This window comes from Kribbella sp. DT2 (assembly GCF_049844575.1).
Classification (GTDB): domain Bacteria; phylum Actinomycetota; class Actinomycetes; order Propionibacteriales; family Kribbellaceae; genus Kribbella.
In genome coordinates this window covers 207,319-223,424 of record NZ_JBNCLH010000009.1, presented here as the reverse complement: position 1 = coordinate 223,424, position 16,106 = coordinate 207,319, and the positions used below count along the sequence as shown (strand labels likewise).

Sequence of the window (16,106 nt, the reverse complement as noted above, 5' to 3'; positions counted from 1 at the left end):
TATTGTGGCGGTAGCCCGCCGCGATCAGATCGTCGGGTCCTCACCCGCGTCGATCGCCTTCCACTGATCCGCGGGTGTGGCGGCCGGATCACGCTCGTAACGCCGGGTGGGGCGTCGCCACCGGTGCGCTGTCAGTACGCCGGCGAGCCCGGCCGCGACCAGCGCCGCTCCCCCGGCCAGCGCCAGCCAGGGCGCCGGTCCGGTGCTCAGCCCGACGTGGTCGGTGACCGCCTGGCTCAGCTCGGGCCGGATCCGGCCCAGCTCGTTCGTGTCCGGCCGGACCTGGAGCGCGACCCAGACGGCCGCGACGCCCATCAGCAGCACCAGCGCGGACAGGATCCGGCGCAGCGCCGTACCGGCGAGCTTGGCGACGACGACCGCGACCACCGCCGCCAGGCCGAGCGTCAGCGGCGCGCGGGTGACGGCGTACCCGGTGAAGTCGACCGACGGGCGGCCGCTGCCGGGGTCGGCGGTCGACCAGGTCAGGTACGCCGAGAGCGCGAGCAGCGCCAGCGCCAGGACGGCGAGCGCGTCGACGACTCGTTGCGGGCTGCGCATCAGGCCTCGGTGAACGTTCCTGCGACGGCGATCGCGTTCAGGACCGCCGCGGCCTTCGTGCGGCACTCCGCGTCCTCGGCGGCGGGGTCGGAGTCCGCGACGATGCCGGCGCCGGCCTGGACGTAGGCGGTCGAGCCGCGCAGCACCGCCGTCCGGATCGCGATCGCGGTGTCGACGTCACCGGCGAAGTCCAGGTAGCCGACGACGCCGCCGTACACGCCGCGGCGCGTCACCTCGAGCTTGTCGATGATCTGCATCGCCCGCGGCTTGGGGGCCCCGGACAACGTTCCGGCTGGGAACGCCGCGGTCAGCGCGTCGAACGCGGTCTTGCCCGCGGCCAGCCGCCCGGTCACCGTCGACTCCAGGTGCATCACGTGGCTGTACCGGCGGACGTCCATGAAGTCGACCACCTCGACCGTGCCCGGCGCACAGACCCGGCCGACGTCGTTGCGGCCCAGGTCGACGAGCATCAGGTGCTCGGCGCGCTCCTTGGCGTCCGTGCGCAGCTCCTCCTCCAGCGCGTGGTCCTCCTCCGGCGTCACGCCGCGGCGGCGGGTGCCGGCGATCGGGTGCAGGATCACCTTGTTGTCGGTGACCTTGACCAGCGCCTCCGGGCTGGAGCCGACGATGTCGAAGCCGTCGAGGCGAACCAGGTACATGTAGGGGCTCGGGTTGGACCTCCGGAGCACCCGGTAGACGTCCAGCGCGCTCGCGGTCGTCTCCAGCTCGAACCGCTGCGAGACGACGATCTGGAACGCCTCGCCCGCCCGGATCTCCTCCTTGGCGTGCTCGACGGCCTCCCGGTACTCCGCGCTCGAGCGCTGCCGGTGCGGGTCGGCCTCGACCGTGCGATCAGCCCGTACGACGTACGACGGCGTCGGACGCGCCAGGTCGTGCTCCATCGCGTCGAGCCGCCGGACGGCGTCGGCGTACGACTCGTCGACGCGCTCGTCGGAGTCGTCCCAGTTCACCGCGTTCGCGATCAGCCAGATCTCGCCGGTCTCGTGGTCGAGCGCGGCCAGGTCGGTGGCGAACAGGAACGTCAGCTCGGGCAGGCCCAGGTCGTCGACCGTTGTGTCGGGCAACTTCTCCAGCCGGCGGACGGCGTCGTACCCGAGGAAGCCGACCATGCCGCCGGTGAGCGGGGGCAGGTCGGGCAGGCGCGGGGTGTGCAGGATCTCGAGCGTCTCGCGCAGCGCCAGCAGCGGGTCACCGGTCTCAGGCAGGCCGACCGGCGGGTTGCCTGTCCAGATCGCCTCGCCGTTGCGCTCGGTCAGCGTCGCGGCGCTGCGGACGCCGATGAACGAGTACCGCGACCAGACGCCGCCGTTCTCCGCCGACTCCAGCAGGAACGTGCCCTCGCGCTCGGCCGCGAGCTTGCCGTAGACACCGATCGGCGTCTCCGCGTCGGCGAGCAACCGCCGCGTCACCGGGATCACGCGACGGTCCTTGGCGTACTCACGGAAGGTCTCGAGGGTCGGAGTGTTCACGCCTTCACCTCGATCTGGCCGTGCTCGAAGCAGCTGTGGGTGCCGGTGTGGCACGCCGGGCCTTCCTGGTCGACGAGCACGAGCAGGGTGTCGGCGTCGCAGTCGACGAGGATCTGCTTGACGTGCTGGCGATGGCCGCTGGTCTCGCCCTTCACCCAGTACTCCTGACGGCTGCGCGACCAGAACGTGCCCCGCCCGGTCGCGGCGGTCCGGCGGACGGCCTCGGCGTTCATCCAGCCGACCATCAGGACCTCGCGCGTGTCGTACTGCTGCACCACCGCCGGGATCAGCCCGGCCGCGTCGAAGGTCAGCTCCTCGATACTCACCGGTCCATTGTCCCTCAGGCCGGGGACACTCCTTGACAGGAGGTAAGGAGTTGGACGCCCGGCCCCGCCTGACAGCCGCCCGCCGGGCTGACAGGATGGCGGGATGACGACGAGTGTGGCGCGGGTGCAGACGCTGTTGCGGGACCATCCGCTGATCGACGGGCACAACGACCTGCCGATCGCCTTCTGGGAGCTGTGCAACTACGACCTGGACGCGTACGACCTCAGCGTCTCGGTGCCGAAGCTCAACACGGACCTGCCGCGGCTGCGGCTCGGGCAGGTCGCGGCGCAGTTCTGGTCGCTGTGGGTGCCGCAGGACGACGACGCCGTACGGCGGACGTTCGAGCAGCTCGACTTCGTGCACCGCATGGTGGAGCGGTTCCCCGAGTCGATGGCGCTGACGCCGACCGCGGACGAGGTCGAGGCCGCGTTCAAGGAGCGCCGGATCGCGTCGCTGATGGGCATGGAGGGCGGGCACTCGATCGGTGAGTCGCTCGGCGTTCTCCGGGTGATGCGCGCGCTCGGCGTGCGGTACATGACGCTGACGCACAACAACAACGTGTCCTGGGCCGACTCGGCCACCGACGAAGCGGTGCTCGGCGGGATGAACGAGTTCGGCGAGCAGGTCGTCGCCGAGATGAACCGGATCGGCATGCTGGTCGACCTGTCGCACGTCTCCGCCGACACCATGCGGCACGCGCTGCGCGTGACGACCGCGCCGGTGATCTTCAGCCACTCCTCGGCGCGTGCGATCTGCGACGTCCCGCGCAACGTGCCCGACGACGTCCTGACCACGCTGACCGGTAACGACGGCGTCTGCATGGTCACCTTCGTCCCGTACTTCGTCTCGCAGCCCTTCGTCGACTGGGCCGACCGGGCCCGCGAGCTCGCCACCGAGCACGAGCTCGACCCGCTCCGGCCGGCCGATCAGAAGAAGCTGCTCGCCCTGTACGACGTACCGCGGCCGCAGGTGACGCTGGAGGACGTCGTCGCCCACGTCGAGCACGTGCGGGAGGTCGCCGGGATCGACCACATCGGCCTCGGCGGCGACTACGACGGCTGCCCGCAGTTCCCGGTCGGGCTGCCGGACGTGGCGTCGTACCCGTCGCTGTTCTACGCCCTCGCCGACCGCGGCTGGTCGGACGCCGAGATGGCAAAGCTTGCCGGAGGCAACATCCTCCGGGTGCTCCGCGCGGCCGACGAGGTCTCGGGCTAGACGGCGCGGTACTGGTCTCGGCGGACCGGGAGCGGGGTGTAGCCGGCGCTGCGGTACGTGGCGACGGCTCCCTCGTTGAAGCACGGCGTCAGCACATGCGCGCGCGACGCGCCCAGCTCACGCAGCGCCGCCGTACCGGCCAGCGTCATCGCCCGCCCGTAGCCGTGCCCACGATGGTTGCGGTGAACGCCGAGCGGCTCGATCAAGCCCGGCTTCCCCTTGCCCGCCGACCACACGGTGATCGCCGCCACCGCCTCACCGCTGGCATCCCGCCCGATCAAGCACCGGGCCCGCGCGTACGGCGTACCGTCCGCCATCGCGTGCCACCGCTCGTCGCTGAACGTCGACCCGTCGAACGACGCCCGCTGAATCCCCGCCCGCACCCCCGCGGTCTCCGCCGTCACGAGCTCGACCGCCAGCCCGGAGTCCTCCACCGGCTCGGTCAGGTCCCGCTCCAACGGCTGCCACGGATCATCCAGCTCCCACCCCGCGGCGAACAGCAGGTCCCGCACACGACAGTCGTTCGGCGTCTCCAGGTAGACCTTCCCCTCAACCAGTACGCCGGCCGCCGGGTCAGCCACGTCCTCGGCGATCCGCCGCGCCAGCTCCTCGTCCTCGAGCGCCGCCGGCGCGATCGCCACCCGCAAAAGGTCCGGCTCGTCCAGCATCCCGACCGCCAGCAGCTCCCCGTCGCGAGCCCAGGTCCGCACCGCCGCCGCCGTCCGCTCCACGCCGTACCGCCAGAACCAGCCCAGGTCCCCGGGGTGCAACTGCACCGCCCCGTCGTCCCGCTGCCACTCCGCCAACCGCGCCGCCACCATCTCCAGCCCACCAACAGCCGGAGTCTCCCGCTCGATCGTCATCCCCCGATCCCACACCACCAGCGGTCCGTCCGTACAGCGGACCCCTCATGTTTGGCCTCCGAGGCATCGGGCACGGGGCGGGCTCACCGTGTTGATCGACAACAACGAGGAGTAGTTGTGCTGACCTTGACGGAGAACGCGACTCTGGTCATCAAGTCCATCACCGGCGTCGACGGCGCGCCGGAGGGTGCCGGCGTGCGGATCTCCCAGGAGAACCCGACCGACCCCTCCCTGGCGGTGACGACGACCGAGGCCCCGAAGCCGGGCGACCAGGTGGTCGAGGAGAGCGGCGCGCGGGTGTTCCTGGAGGAGAACGCGGCGAGCACGCTGGACGACAAGATCCTGGACGCCGCCGTGGACGACAAGGGCGGCGTCGAGTTCCTGCTGGTGCCGCAGCCGGGTGCCGGGCAGAACGGCGCCGTACCGACGGCCTAGCCGGCCTCTTGGGCGTGCTGCCTCAACAGCACGGCCGACCCTGAACGACAAGGCGGTCCTGGAGCCTCTTTCCTCCCTCTCCGGGACCGCCTTGTCGCGTCTTCACCGTCAGCCGGCAGAACGCTGCGCGATCCAGCTGGAGTGCAGGCGGGAGTAGATCCCACCGAGAGCGAGCAGCTCCGCGTGCGGACCGCGTTCCACCACGCGGCCCTCGTCGAACACCAGCACCTCATCAGCAGCTTCCGCGGTCGACAGCCGGTGCGCGATCGTCACCGACGTACGCCCGGCCATCAGCCGCTCCAACGCTGCGTTGACCCGCACCTCGGTACCAGGGTCGACCGCCGACGTCGCCTCGTCGAGCACCAGCAGATCCGGGTCCGCGATGTTCGCCCGCACCAGCGCGACGAGCTGCCGCTCACCCGCCGACAGCGACTCACCGCGCTGACCCACCGGCGAGTCCAGCCCGTCAGGCAGCGACTCGAGCCAGTCCGTCAGCCCCAGCGACTCGAACGCGTCCAGCAGTTGCGCGTCCGTCACCTCGGGCCGCCCGAACCGCACGTTGTCCGCCAGCGACGAGTCGAACAGGTACCCGTCCTGAGGCACCATCACGACCCGCTCCCGCAGCGAGCTGAACGCGATCGTCCGCGCATCGGCGCCGTCGAGCAGCACGGCCCCGGAGGTCGGATCCATCAACCGCGTCAGCAACTTCGCGAACGTCGTCTTGCCCGACCCGGTCTCCCCGACGACAGCGACCCGCCGGTGCGGTTCCAGCCGTACGTCGACGTCACGCAGCACCAACTCCCCTTCCGGGTAGGCGAAGTTCACGTCGGCGAACTCCACCGTGATCGGCCCGCGCGGCTGCGTCACCCCGTCGTCGCCCGGGTCGACCACGTCAGCCGGCGTCGCGATCACGCCGAGCACCCGCCGCCACCCCGCGAACGCGCTCTGTGCGTCGGTCAGCACCTGCGTGGCGATCTGCACCGGGTCCGAGAACAGCGCCACCAGGAACATGAACGCGAGGATCTCCCCCAGCGTCGCGTTCCCGTCGACCCCGAGCAGCACCCCGGCCGTCAGCACGCCCGCGTTCGCGAGCCCCGCGGCCAGACCGCCGATCGAGAACGTGATGCCCGTGATCGCCTGCGCCCGGGTCGCCGTCCGCCGGTAGTCCTCGATCGACGCGTCGATCCGCGCTTGCGTCCGCCGCTCGATCGCGTACGCCCGCACGACCTGCGCGCCGACGACCGGCTCGGCGATCGCGGACAGCATCTCGCCGACCTTGGCCCGCACCACGCCGTACGCCGCGGACATCAGCCGCTGCAGCGACTTCAGGCTCGCGAACAGCGGGATGAAGCAGACCAGCACCACCAGCGCGAGCTGCCACGAGTAGACGAACATCACCACGGTCGCGAGCAGCATCTGCCCGATGCTGACCAGGAAGATGAAGCCGCCGAACTGCAGGAACTGCGACACCGTGTCGACGTCGGAGGTCACCCGGCTGACCAGCGCGCCGCGCCGTTCGGTCGACTGGGTCAGCACCGGCAGGTCGTGCACGTGCCGGAACGCCTTGATCCGCATCGTGGCCAGGCCGCTCTCGGAGTTGATCGCGAGCCGCACGGTCGTCAGGTACGACGCGAACGCGGTCACCAGGATCCCGCCCAAGCACACCACGCACATCCACGCCACGAACGACATGTCCGGACCGCCCGGCCCGGACAGTCCCTTGTCGATGGTCTGCTGGACCGCGATCGGTACGACGATCCGTCCGCCCGTCATGGTCAGCGCGAGCAGCCCGGTGATCCACCACCCGCGGGCCAGCTCCGGCGAGACCCGGATCCCCTGGCGCAGGGTGTCGAGCCCTCCGGCGTTGTCCCCGGCGTCGAGCCGGGTGGCCTCCGCGGCACTCACGCGCTTGCTCCTTCGCTGTCCAGATCGTCCAGTTCGGCGGCCAGCTCGGCCTCTTCCGCACGCCGCGCGGCGTCCTTCTCGTAGGCGTCGACGAGATCCCGGTACGCCGGTGATCTCTCCTGCAGCTCCAGGTGCGTGCCCTGGGCCGCGATCCGCCCGTCGGCCAGGAACAGCACCTCGTCGGCGAGCGAGATCGTCGCCTTCCGGTAGGCGATCACCAGCACGGTCGTGTCCGTCCGGCCACCCTGTACGGCGCTGCGCAGGCCGGCCAGGATCCGCGCCTCGACCTGCGGGTCGACCGCGCTGGTCGCGTCGTCGAGGATCAGCAGCCGCGGCCGGCGGACCAGTGCGCGGGCCAGCGCGATCCGCTGCCGCTGACCGCCGGACAGCGTCGTCCCGCGCTCGCCGACCTTGGTGTCGAGGCCGTCGGGCAGCGACCGGATGAAGCCCTCGCCCTGCGCGATCCGCAGCGCGTCCCAGATGTCGTCGTCGGTGAAGTCGCCCCCGAGCGTGATGTTGCCGCGGACCGTGTCGTCGAACAGGAACGCGGTCTGCGCGACCAGCGCGACCGATCCGGACAGCTCGTCACGGGCCAGCGTGCGCAGGTCGACGCCGTCGATCCGGACCGCGCCCTCCTCGGGGTCGACCAGGCGGGTCAGCATCGTGGTCAGCGTCGACTTGCCGGCGCCGGTCGGGCCGACGACCGCGACCGTCCGCCCGGGCTCGATGGTGAAGTCGACGCCGGTCAGTACGTCGCGGTCGGGCAGGTACCCGAAGCGGAGGTCCTGGACGTGGAGCCGGGCGGCGCGGACCGAGGTCAGCTTCTGGTCGCCGTACTCCATCCCGCCCTCGGCGGTGAGCACGCGCTGGACGCGGTCCCAGCCGACGACCGAGCGGGGCAGCTCGCCGAGCACCCAGCCGAGCGCCCGGATCGGGAAGCCGATCAGCGTGAACAGGAACGCGACCTGGACCACGTCACCGGCGTCCGCCGCGCCCGACCGCACCCGGCCGACGCCGACCAGCAGGACGAGCAGGACGCCGATCCGCGGCAGCCCCTCGATCACCGGGTCGAACGCCCCGCGGGCCCGGTTGACCGCGATGTTCGCGTCCCGCAGCGCCATCGTCGGCCCGGTGAAGCGCTCGGTCTCGGCCGCCTCGCGGCCCAGCGTCTTGACCACCAGCGCACCGTCGAACGACTCGTGGGCCACCTCGGACACGTCCGCGCGCAACTCCTGCGCGCGGGTCGCGAGCGGCTGCAGCACGCGCTGGAAGATCACGTTCGCGACGAACACCAGCGGGAAGACCAGGCAGCCGACGAGCGCCAGCCACGGGTCGGCGGCGAACATCGCGGCGGTCGCGAAGGCGAGCATCGCGATCACGCCGACCGCCATCGGCAGCGGGGCGATCGGGTACCAGGTCGACTCGACGTCGGCGTTCGCGTTGGACAGCAGCTGGCCGGTCGGGTGCCGGTGGTGCCACTCCAGCGGGAGCTTCAGGTACTGCCGGGTGACGCGCCGCCGGTACGTCGCCTGGAGGCGGAACTGCATGATCCCGGCGCCGATCCGGCGGCCGACGACGCCGATCGCGCGCAGCACGGCGATGCCGAGGAACAGCGAGACCAGCGACGCGATCGCGCCGAAGGTGGTGTCGCCGCGCTCCAGGGCCGGCCGGATCACGTGGTCGGTGGCCCAGCCCAGCGCCCAGCCGTCGGCGACCGTCATCGCGCCGTACAGCATGCTCGCGGCCACCGACCAGGCGAAGACCCACGGCTCCTCGGCGATCGCGACACGCAGGACCGCGAACCCGCGCCGGGTCACGCTCCCCTTGCTGGGGACTTTCGGCAACGGCACGAGGCATCCTTCGGGCGACGGCAGTGTCAGGTGTGTAGGCAACCCGAGGGGCTGACAACGAATGACATTCTGCCATTGGGCTCCGACAACTACGATCGAGTTGTGACCGACTACAGCCGGACAGAACGACTCGCTCTGTGTGATCTCTTCGATCAGGTCGGGCCGGATCAGCCGACCCTGTGCGAGGGGTGGCTGACCCACGACCTGGCCGCCCACCTGTACGTGCGTGAGTCGGACCCGATCGCCGCGCCGGGCATCATGCTGCCCGCGCTGGCCGGCACCACCGAGCGGCGGATGACCGCGGTCAAGACCCGGTGGAGCTTCACCGAGCTGGTGGACAAGCTCCGCGGCGGGCCGCCGACGTTCTCGATCTACGCGCTGCCGCTGATCGGCCACCAGCTGAACACGACCGAGTACCTGGTGCACCACGAGGACGTCCGGCGCGCGGTGCCCGACTTCCAGGTCCGCGCGCTGCCGGCCGAGCAGCAGGAGGGCCTGTGGAAGGGGCTCAAGCTGGCCTCGAGGTCGATGGTCCGCAAGGCACCGAGCGGGATCGTGCTGCGGCTGCCGGACGGGCGCGAGGCGGTCGCCAAGAAGCCGACGGCGGCGGGCTCGGTGACCGTGAGCGGCGAACCGGTCGAGCTGGTGCTGTTCTGCTTCGGCCGGCAGGCGGTCGCCCAGGTCGACCTCGACGGCGACCCGGAGATCACCGCTCAGCTGCAGACCAGGTCATTCGGTTTCTAGCTGCGCCGAAGCCGCCTTCTTCTTCCGGATCCGCTGGATCAGGCTGCTGACCACCGTGGTCAGCAGCACCAGCACGATCGCGGCCACCACGCCCTGCCAGGGCTTGTCGAAGAGCGCGTAGCCGAGCAGCCCGATCGCCATGTAGACCGCCGCCCACAGTGACGACGCGGCCAGGTCGACCACGGCGAACCGGTGCCACCGGTACCCGGCCAGTCCGGCGGCCAGCAGCACCGGCACCCGGCCGCCCGGAATCAGCCGGGACGTCAGCAGCACGGTGATCTCGTGGTTGGCCAGCCGCTCCCGCAGCGCGTCGAGCGACGCGTTCTCGCGCAGCCAGCCGACCCGCTTGGCCAGCCGCTCACCGCCGGCCCGGCAGGCGGCGTACACGATCAGGTCGCCGACGTAAGCGCCACCCGCACCGGCGATCAGTACACCGACCAGCCCGATCGGGTTGCTGTGCGAGGCGAGCACCGCGCCCGCGGACACCGCCGCCCCGGTCGGCAGGACCGGGAGCACCGCGCCGAGCAGGACCGCGCCCGCGAGCACGATCAGGTACCAGAGATCGAAGTGGGCGTCACCGCTCACGGCCGCACCACCTCCGTCGACTCCCCCGGCACGAGGACCTCCACCTCGACGCGAGCGTCCACCGACGCCATCTCCGCCTTGAACCTGTCCCCCGGCGGCAGGAACAGCTCGGGCTTCATCCAGTCGCAGCCGATTGGCCAGAACGTCCCGAAATGTACCGGTACGGCGTGCCGAGCGCCGACCCGTCGAACCGCCTCGGCAGCGCGGACCGGGTCCAGGTGCCCCTCCCCGAGCGACGGCCCCCAGCCGCCGACCGGGATCAGCGCCAGGTCGATCGGGCCGACCTCGGCCGCCATGTCGTCGTACAGGCCGGTGTCACCGGCGAACCAGACGCTCGGCGAGCTCTCCACCCGGAACCCGAGGGCCTGGGCGCGGTACTGCGACCACGGCAGCCGGCGGCTGTCGTGGTCGGCGGTGACCGCGGTGATGTCGAGCCCGCCGATCCGCACCTGGTTGCCCGGGGCAACCTCGATGCAGCGGTCGGAGTACGCCTTGCCGGCCTCGGCGTGGAGCAGCCGGGCCGCGCCGCGCGGGACGACCAGGGCGGCGTCCGGCGAGACCAGCGGCAGCGACGTCAGGTGCAGGTGGTCGGCGTGCAGGTGCGAGATCAGCACCGCGTCGCAGTCCCCCGCGTCCGGCAGCGGCAGCGGGCCGCGCCGGCGGCGCAGGTGCGCGATCCGGGACGTCAGCACGGGATCGGTGAGCAGCTTGGTGCCCTGGTCCTCGATCGTGGTGGTGGCGTGCCCCCACCAGGTGATCCGCACGCCTCAGGCCTCCACACTCGCATCGCTGTCCACCCGGTCGGACTCCTGCTGCTGGTCGACCGTCTCGACGCCGGGCCGCTTGCGCTGCCCGAGCTGGTCCAGCCAGCCGATCAGCAGCTCGTGGACCGCGTCGGAGCCTACGGGAGCCTCGTCGACGACCCAGCGGCGCGGGTGCACCAGCACCGCCTCGGTCTGCCAGCCACCGATCCCGCCGTGACACCCGACGAGCTCCTCGAACGCGGCCACCTCGTGGGTGTACTCGTCGAGCCGGCTGATCACCACGATGTCCCCGTTGTGCGGCATCTCGGCCTGGCGCAGCAACGACGGCGCCGCCATCGGCCCGTACGGCGTGAGCGGGTCCTCGCCCTCGACCCGCCCGGTCCGCAGCACGTGCACACCGGCCCGGCCGATCGCGACCGGTCCTTCGGAGAGCGAGTCGATCACGACGAAGCCGACACCGGGATGCGTCGCCAGACCGGGCACGAGCCGCGGGTGCAGCAGCTCGATCTCCTCCAGCGGGACGCGCCCGGGTGTGGTCGCCAGGTAGATCAGCGCGAGGTTGCCCGAGGCGGTGACGACCATCTGCTCGTCGGCCGCGACCGGTGGCTCGCAGTCGCGCGGGCCGAGCTCGACCTCGCCGCGGGTGGCCTTGCCCTGGAGCGCCTTCCGCGTCACCGACCCGGCGACACTGCGGCGCAGGCTCAGCTCGGTCAGGAACGCGTTGACCGGCCCCCAGCCCTCGGACCGGCCGGTCGCCGCGACCGGCTCCTTGGTGGTGTCGACCAGGTCGTCGACCACCTGGGTCAGCGTCCGGCCGTACCGCTGCAGGAACGTCGAGCCCTGGCTCTGGCCGTGGTCGGACAGCACGACGATCTCGTACGAGTGCGGCAGCGTGTCGATGATCCGCTCCAGCGCGCCGAGCACCCGGTCGAGGCCTTCCAGCGTCTGCAGCGACTCGGGCCGGGTCGGCCCGGCGTGGTGGGCGACCTCGTCGTAGTCGACGAAGTCGCAGTAGATGACGGGGGTGCCCTTGACCAGCTCGTCGGTGATCAGCGAAACGTTCAGGTCGCGCAGCAGCACGTTGGAGATCGCGCGCAGGAAAATGTACGAGCCGCCGCGGTTGACCCGCGGGACCAGCTTGCGCCGGCGCTGCCGCCGGGCCTGGTGCAGCTCCTTGATCATCTCGCCGACGCAGAGCACCAGCCCGCGGGCGGCACCCTGCGGGCTGGAGAAGAACCGGACGTAGCCACGGCTGCGGGTCGGCGGCAGCGCGGCCCGGCTGAACACGAGCACCGAGTTCGGGGCGTCGCCGGACCAGTTGTTGCTGATGCTGACCCCGCCGTCGGCGAGCAGGCCGCGGCCGGTCGACATCCGCGCCTCGATCTCGGCGGCGTCGCGGGACCGGTTGGTGACCATCACCCGGCCGGTCTCCTTCTCGTACCAGCGGAACGCCGGGATCTGCCCGGAACCACCGTGCAGGATGCCCGCCTGGCTGGCCGGGGTGGTCGCCGGTACGCCGGTGTGCCAGCCGAGCATCGAGTGGCTGCCGTCGCGGATCCAGCCGCCGAGGTGCGGCAGGTTGCCCGACATCACCATCCAGTTCAGCAGCGGGGCGGCCAGGCCGTCGATCTGGATGATCAGCATCCCGGTCTTCGGCGCGGGCTGGATCCGCCGCGCCCGGCGGCGGACCCCGCGCATCACCTCGGCGACGTACGCGTCGTCGCTTCCGGCGTACGCGACCCAGCCGACGAAGGCGCTCACCGACGACATCACGATCGAGACCAGGACCGGCGCCTCGACGCCGCCGTGCAGGTTGACGCCGGGGTCGAGCGTGACGCCGAGGTAGACCACGCCGAACTGGGACAGCAGGCCGCCGACCAGCACGCCGACCGATCCGATCAGGATCGCCAGGCCGGCCAGCAGCCAGCGCATCAGCAGGCCGATCACGGCCAGCAGCAGGACCAGCCGGAGCACCGGCAGGGTGCCGTCGCTGCTGATCTGGGGCAGGGTCCAGAAGGTGATGATGAGCGAGACCAGCGACGCCAGACCGCCCAGCAGCATCGCCTGCAGGCCGCGGGTGGTCCGGCGGACGTCGAGCCAGATCGGTCGCCGGCGCCGGTCGCCGGAGACCTGCTCAGGTGGTTTGGCCAACCTTCGGCTCCCCGTTCGAGTAGTGCACTCCTGGAACGAGACTACGAGGCCGGACCGGCGACCCGCCCACTGCGCCACGCAGCGGACGGGTCCTTCCCGGGAGAACCCTGAGCGGTCAGCGGGGTGAACCCTCACTGGAGCTCGAAGTAGTCCACCTCCGCGTACGCGTTGCCCTTGGTCAGCCGGATCGTGTTCCAGCCCTCGTCGAGGGTGACGCCGACCGACGCCTGCTGCCAGTTGTCCCAGCCGGTGGCGGGGTAGCTGACCGACCCCTGGCTGTTGCCGTTGACAACCACTCCGTGGCCGGCGGTGCCGCCGGTGCCGTTCGCGTAGCCGACCCACAGCGTGTAGCTGCCGGCTCGCGGGGCGTAGAACGTGTTCTCCACCCAGGAGTCCGCGAAGTCGATGTTCGCCGCCACCGCGCCCTGCGAGGCGCCGGCCGCGCCGGTACGGACCCGGCAGTTGTTGAGCGTGCCGCGCTCGGCCTCGGTCCGGACCCGGCTGCCGCGGACGACCGGGAAGTCGCCGGCCCAGCCGAGGTCGGCGACGTACAGGTGACGGGAGCCGTTGACCCAGCCGTGCAGGAAGACCTTGTCGCCGGTGAAGTCGGCGCCGCCGGGGCCGCAGACGTGGTTGTCGAGGCTCGCGGTGGTCATCAACGGGCGGTACGCCGTGGTCCAGGGGCCGTTGAGGCTGGGCGCTACGGCGTACGAGGTGAGGTACTCGCAGCCGGTGTAGCTGCCGCCGGAGTAGAAGAGGACGTACTGGCTGCCGCGCTGGACCAGGTCCGGCGCCTCGATGACGCCGCCGGAGGAGATGAGGGCGGTGTTGCCGCCGGTGAGGGCGGTGCCGTTGTTCGTCGTACGGGTGAGCCAGAGGGTGGAGTTGACGCCGATCGCGTTGCCGTCGTTCTTCCACAGCAGGTAGCGGGTGCCGTCGTTGGCGACGAAGGTGTTGGCGTCGATCGCGCCGCCGAGGTCGAGCGGGCAGATCAGCGGCTGGGTGCCCACCGGTGTGAACGGGCCGAGGGGTGAACTGGCCGTCGCGGCGCCGATGCACTGGCGACCGGAGGCCTTGTGCCAGGCGGTGTAGGTGAGCGTGAAGCTGCCGTCGGGGTTCGGGTGGACGTCGGGCGCCCAGGTCCGGCCGGACTGGGCCCAGCCGGCGGCCGGACCGGCGGGCATCGCGTTGCCGCGGATGGTCCAGGGGCCGTTCGCGGCGGGTGCCGAGGCGACCGGGACGTGGCCGTTGCCGTTGTTGGTGGAGTAGGCGTACCAGGTGCCGTTGACCTGGATCACGTCCGGATCGGGGAAGTCCTCGCCGATCACCTCGCTCGGGAAGACGGCGGCGTCGAGCCTCTGCTCGGCGGCGGTGGCGGGACTGGTGGCGGGGCTGATGGTCGCGGCGAGCGCGGTCAGGGCGACCAGCGCGGCCAGAACTCGTCTGCGCATCGTGCGGCTCCTCAGGTGGGGCGGTACCTGTGGGGACCTACTTTTCCATCGATTCACCTTGCTGGCGAGAGCTCGTTTGCGGCGATCACTGGACCCCGGCCGCGCCGGGGTGTTGACTCCGTTTAGTTGTTTTCCGCCTGAGGGGTTGGAGTTCTCGTGAAGTTCTTACCAAAGGTGTCGCCGCGGGGCGTCGTCGCCGTGGCCGCCGCGCTCGCGGCCACCACCGGGCTGGTCGGCCAGTCGGTCTCGGCCGGTCGATCGGTCTCGCCGGCCGGCGCGCAGGTCGCGGCGACCGGGTTGCAGCAGCAGCTCGACACGCTGCTCGCGGACACGCGGTTCGAGGGGTCGCAGGTCGGGCTGGTGGTGCGCGACGCGACCACCGGCGAGACGCTGTACGACCGCGACGGCGCGACCCGGTTGCTGCCGGCGTCCAACACCAAGCTCTTCTCGTCGACGGCCGCGATGCACACGCTCGGGCCGTCGTACCGGTTCCACACCGACGTTCTGGCGACCGCACCGGTCCGGGGCGGCAAGCTGCGCGGCGACCTGTACCTGAAGGGGTACGGCGACCCGACCGCGCTCGAAGGCGACTACAAGGCGCTGGCCAAGCAGGTCGCCAAGTCCGGCGTACGGCGGATCGACGGCGACCTGGTCGCCGACGACACCTACTTCGACCACGTCCGCCTCGGCGACAGCTGGGCCTGGGACGACGAGCCGTTCTACTACAACGCCCAGATCTCCGCGCTGACGCTCGCACCGAACACCGACTACGACTCCGGGACGGCGATCGTCGAGAGCCGCCCGGGCAGCAAGGCGGGCGCGCCGGTCGGGTTGAAGCTGGTCCCGGCGAACAACGTGATCAAGCTGGTCAGTACCGCGAAGACCGGCGCGGCGGGGTCGGCCAACACGGTGAGCATCGAGCGGGACCACGGGACGAACGTCGTACGGGTGAGTGGGTCTGTTCCACTCGGCGCTGCCGTCGGCCAGGAGTGGGTGACCGTGTGGGAGCCCGAGGTGTACGCCGCCGACGTCTTCAAGCGCGCCTTAGCCGCTGAGGGCGTGCGGGTCGACGGACGGATCAAGGTCGCCGCCACGCCTGTTGCGAGCGCACGACGGCTGGCCCGCGACGAGTCGGTGACGGTCGGCGAGCTGATGAACCCGTTCCTCAAGCTGTCCAACAACATGCACGCCGAGACCCTGGTCAAGGCGATGGGCGCGGTCGCCGAAGCGTCCGGCACGTGGTCGGCCGGGCTCGGCGTCGTCACCGACTACGCCGCGAGCGTCGGCGTCGACACGTCGGCGATCCGGCTGTCCGACGGCTCGGGGCTGTCCCGGAAGGTCAACGTCACCGCGGACAGCGTGACCGACCTGCTGATCGCGGCGCAGAAGGAACCGTGGTTCGAGCAGTGGTACGACGCGCTGCCGATCGCCGGCAACGCCGACCGCTTCGTCGGCGGCACGCTCCGGTCGCGGATGGCCGGTACGCCCGCCGCGAACAACCTGCACGGGAAGACGGGTTCGCTCACCGGGGTGACCGCTCTGTCCGGCTACGTGAGCACGGCCGATGGCCGCAAGCTGGTGTTCTCGATGATCAGCAACAACTACCTGGACACGCCGCGCCCCGTCGAGGACGCGGTGGGCATCACGCTCGCGTCCTGGTCGGACAAGGCGCCGCCGGCGGCCGCCGTACCGTCGACGCTGCGGTCGGCTGATTCGTGTGGGGAGTGGACCAAGGCCTGCTGATTCCGTGTGCGACCGCCTCGGGATC

14 protein-coding genes are annotated in these 16,106 nt (G+C 71.3%); 4 read left to right on the top strand and 10 right to left on the bottom strand.

Going from position 1 to position 16,106, the window contains the following annotated elements:
- Window positions 1–24: 24 nt before the first annotated feature.
- The 3 genes from ACLQ2O_RS33270 to hisI are packed head-to-tail and all read right to left on the bottom strand — an operon-like array spanning window position 25 to window position 2,374.
- Window positions 25–558, bottom strand: a complete 534-nt coding sequence (locus tag ACLQ2O_RS33270) for a Trp biosynthesis-associated membrane protein (RefSeq protein WP_425839695.1) — start codon at window positions 556–558, stop codon at window positions 25–27.
- A complete protein-coding gene (locus ACLQ2O_RS33265; RefSeq protein WP_425839692.1) occupies window positions 558–2,048 on the bottom strand; it encodes an anthranilate synthase component I in 1,491 nt (496 codons plus the stop codon). The genes ACLQ2O_RS33270 and ACLQ2O_RS33265 overlap by 1 nt, the downstream gene beginning before the upstream one ends.
- Window positions 2,045–2,374 carry a phosphoribosyl-AMP cyclohydrolase gene (hisI, locus tag ACLQ2O_RS33260; RefSeq protein ID WP_425839689.1) on the bottom strand — a complete coding sequence of 110 codons (330 nt, stop codon included), beginning with the start codon at window positions 2,372–2,374 and terminating at the stop codon, window positions 2,045–2,047. The genes ACLQ2O_RS33265 and hisI overlap by 4 nt, the downstream gene beginning before the upstream one ends.
- A gap of 103 nt (window positions 2,375–2,477) precedes the next feature.
- Here hisI and ACLQ2O_RS33255 point away from each other — a divergent pair, with 103 nt between their 5' ends.
- A complete protein-coding gene (locus tag ACLQ2O_RS33255; RefSeq protein ID WP_425839686.1) occupies window positions 2,478–3,590 on the top strand; it encodes a dipeptidase in 1,113 nt (370 codons plus the stop codon).
- Here the strand turns inward: ACLQ2O_RS33255 and ACLQ2O_RS33250 are convergent.
- The gene (locus tag ACLQ2O_RS33250) at window positions 3,587–4,453 is read right to left on the bottom strand and encodes a GNAT family N-acetyltransferase (RefSeq protein WP_425839683.1); all 867 of its coding nucleotides are present in this window, start codon (window positions 4,451–4,453) and stop codon (window positions 3,587–3,589) included. The two genes, ACLQ2O_RS33255 and ACLQ2O_RS33250, sit on opposite strands and share 4 nt — an antisense overlap.
- A gap of 117 nt (window positions 4,454–4,570) precedes the next feature.
- Between ACLQ2O_RS33250 and ACLQ2O_RS33245 the strand changes: the two genes are divergently transcribed.
- Entirely contained in the window at window positions 4,571–4,888 is a 318-nt protein-coding gene (locus ACLQ2O_RS33245) for a Fe-S cluster assembly protein HesB (protein WP_425839680.1), read from the top strand.
- Window positions 4,889–4,996: 108 nt separating this feature from the next.
- Here the strand turns inward: ACLQ2O_RS33245 and ACLQ2O_RS33240 are convergent, their stop codons facing one another.
- Together ACLQ2O_RS33240 and ACLQ2O_RS33235 are read right to left on the bottom strand one after the other, a co-directional pair.
- Window positions 4,997–6,793: an ABC transporter ATP-binding protein gene (locus tag ACLQ2O_RS33240; protein WP_425839677.1), complete on the bottom strand. Its 1,797-nt coding sequence runs from the start codon at window positions 6,791–6,793 to the stop codon at window positions 4,997–4,999.
- Window positions 6,790–8,643 (bottom strand): ABC transporter ATP-binding protein, encoded by a 1,854-nt coding sequence (locus tag ACLQ2O_RS33235; protein WP_425839674.1) that lies wholly within the window; start codon window positions 8,641–8,643, stop codon window positions 6,790–6,792. Before ACLQ2O_RS33235 ends, ACLQ2O_RS33240 begins: the two co-directional genes overlap by 4 nt.
- A 102-nt stretch (window positions 8,644–8,745) precedes the next feature.
- On the opposite strand from ACLQ2O_RS33235, the gene ACLQ2O_RS33230 reads away from it, so the two are divergent.
- Window positions 8,746–9,387 carry a TIGR03085 family metal-binding protein gene (locus ACLQ2O_RS33230; RefSeq protein ID WP_425839671.1) on the top strand — a complete coding sequence of 214 codons (642 nt, stop codon included), beginning with the start codon at window positions 8,746–8,748 and terminating at the stop codon, window positions 9,385–9,387.
- Here the strand turns inward: ACLQ2O_RS33230 and ACLQ2O_RS33225 are convergent.
- The 4 genes from ACLQ2O_RS33225 to ACLQ2O_RS33210 form a co-directional block, all read right to left on the bottom strand.
- The gene (locus ACLQ2O_RS33225) at window positions 9,373–9,972 is read right to left on the bottom strand and encodes a DedA family protein (protein ID WP_425839668.1); all 600 of its coding nucleotides are present in this window, start codon (window positions 9,970–9,972) and stop codon (window positions 9,373–9,375) included. The genes ACLQ2O_RS33230 and ACLQ2O_RS33225 overlap by 15 nt on opposite strands.
- Complete coding sequence (locus ACLQ2O_RS33220; protein ID WP_425839666.1) at window positions 9,969–10,736, bottom strand: MBL fold metallo-hydrolase; 768 nt, start codon at window positions 10,734–10,736, stop codon at window positions 9,969–9,971. Before ACLQ2O_RS33220 ends, ACLQ2O_RS33225 begins: the two co-directional genes overlap by 4 nt.
- Before the next feature lie 3 nt (window positions 10,737–10,739).
- Window positions 10,740–12,887, bottom strand: a complete 2,148-nt coding sequence (locus tag ACLQ2O_RS33215) for an alkaline phosphatase family protein (RefSeq protein WP_425839663.1) — start codon at window positions 12,885–12,887, stop codon at window positions 10,740–10,742.
- Between the two features lie 131 nt (window positions 12,888–13,018).
- On the bottom strand, window positions 13,019–14,338 hold the full coding sequence (locus ACLQ2O_RS33210) for a family 43 glycosylhydrolase (protein WP_425839660.1): 1,320 nt from the start codon (window positions 14,336–14,338) through the stop codon (window positions 13,019–13,021).
- A 156-nt stretch (window positions 14,339–14,494) separates the two neighbouring features.
- On the opposite strand from ACLQ2O_RS33210, the gene dacB reads away from it, so the two are divergent.
- Window positions 14,495–16,081, top strand: coding sequence for a D-alanyl-D-alanine carboxypeptidase/D-alanyl-D-alanine endopeptidase (dacB, locus tag ACLQ2O_RS33205; protein WP_425839657.1), 1,587 nt, complete (start codon window positions 14,495–14,497; stop codon window positions 16,079–16,081).
- Window positions 16,082–16,106 lie beyond the last annotated feature (25 nt).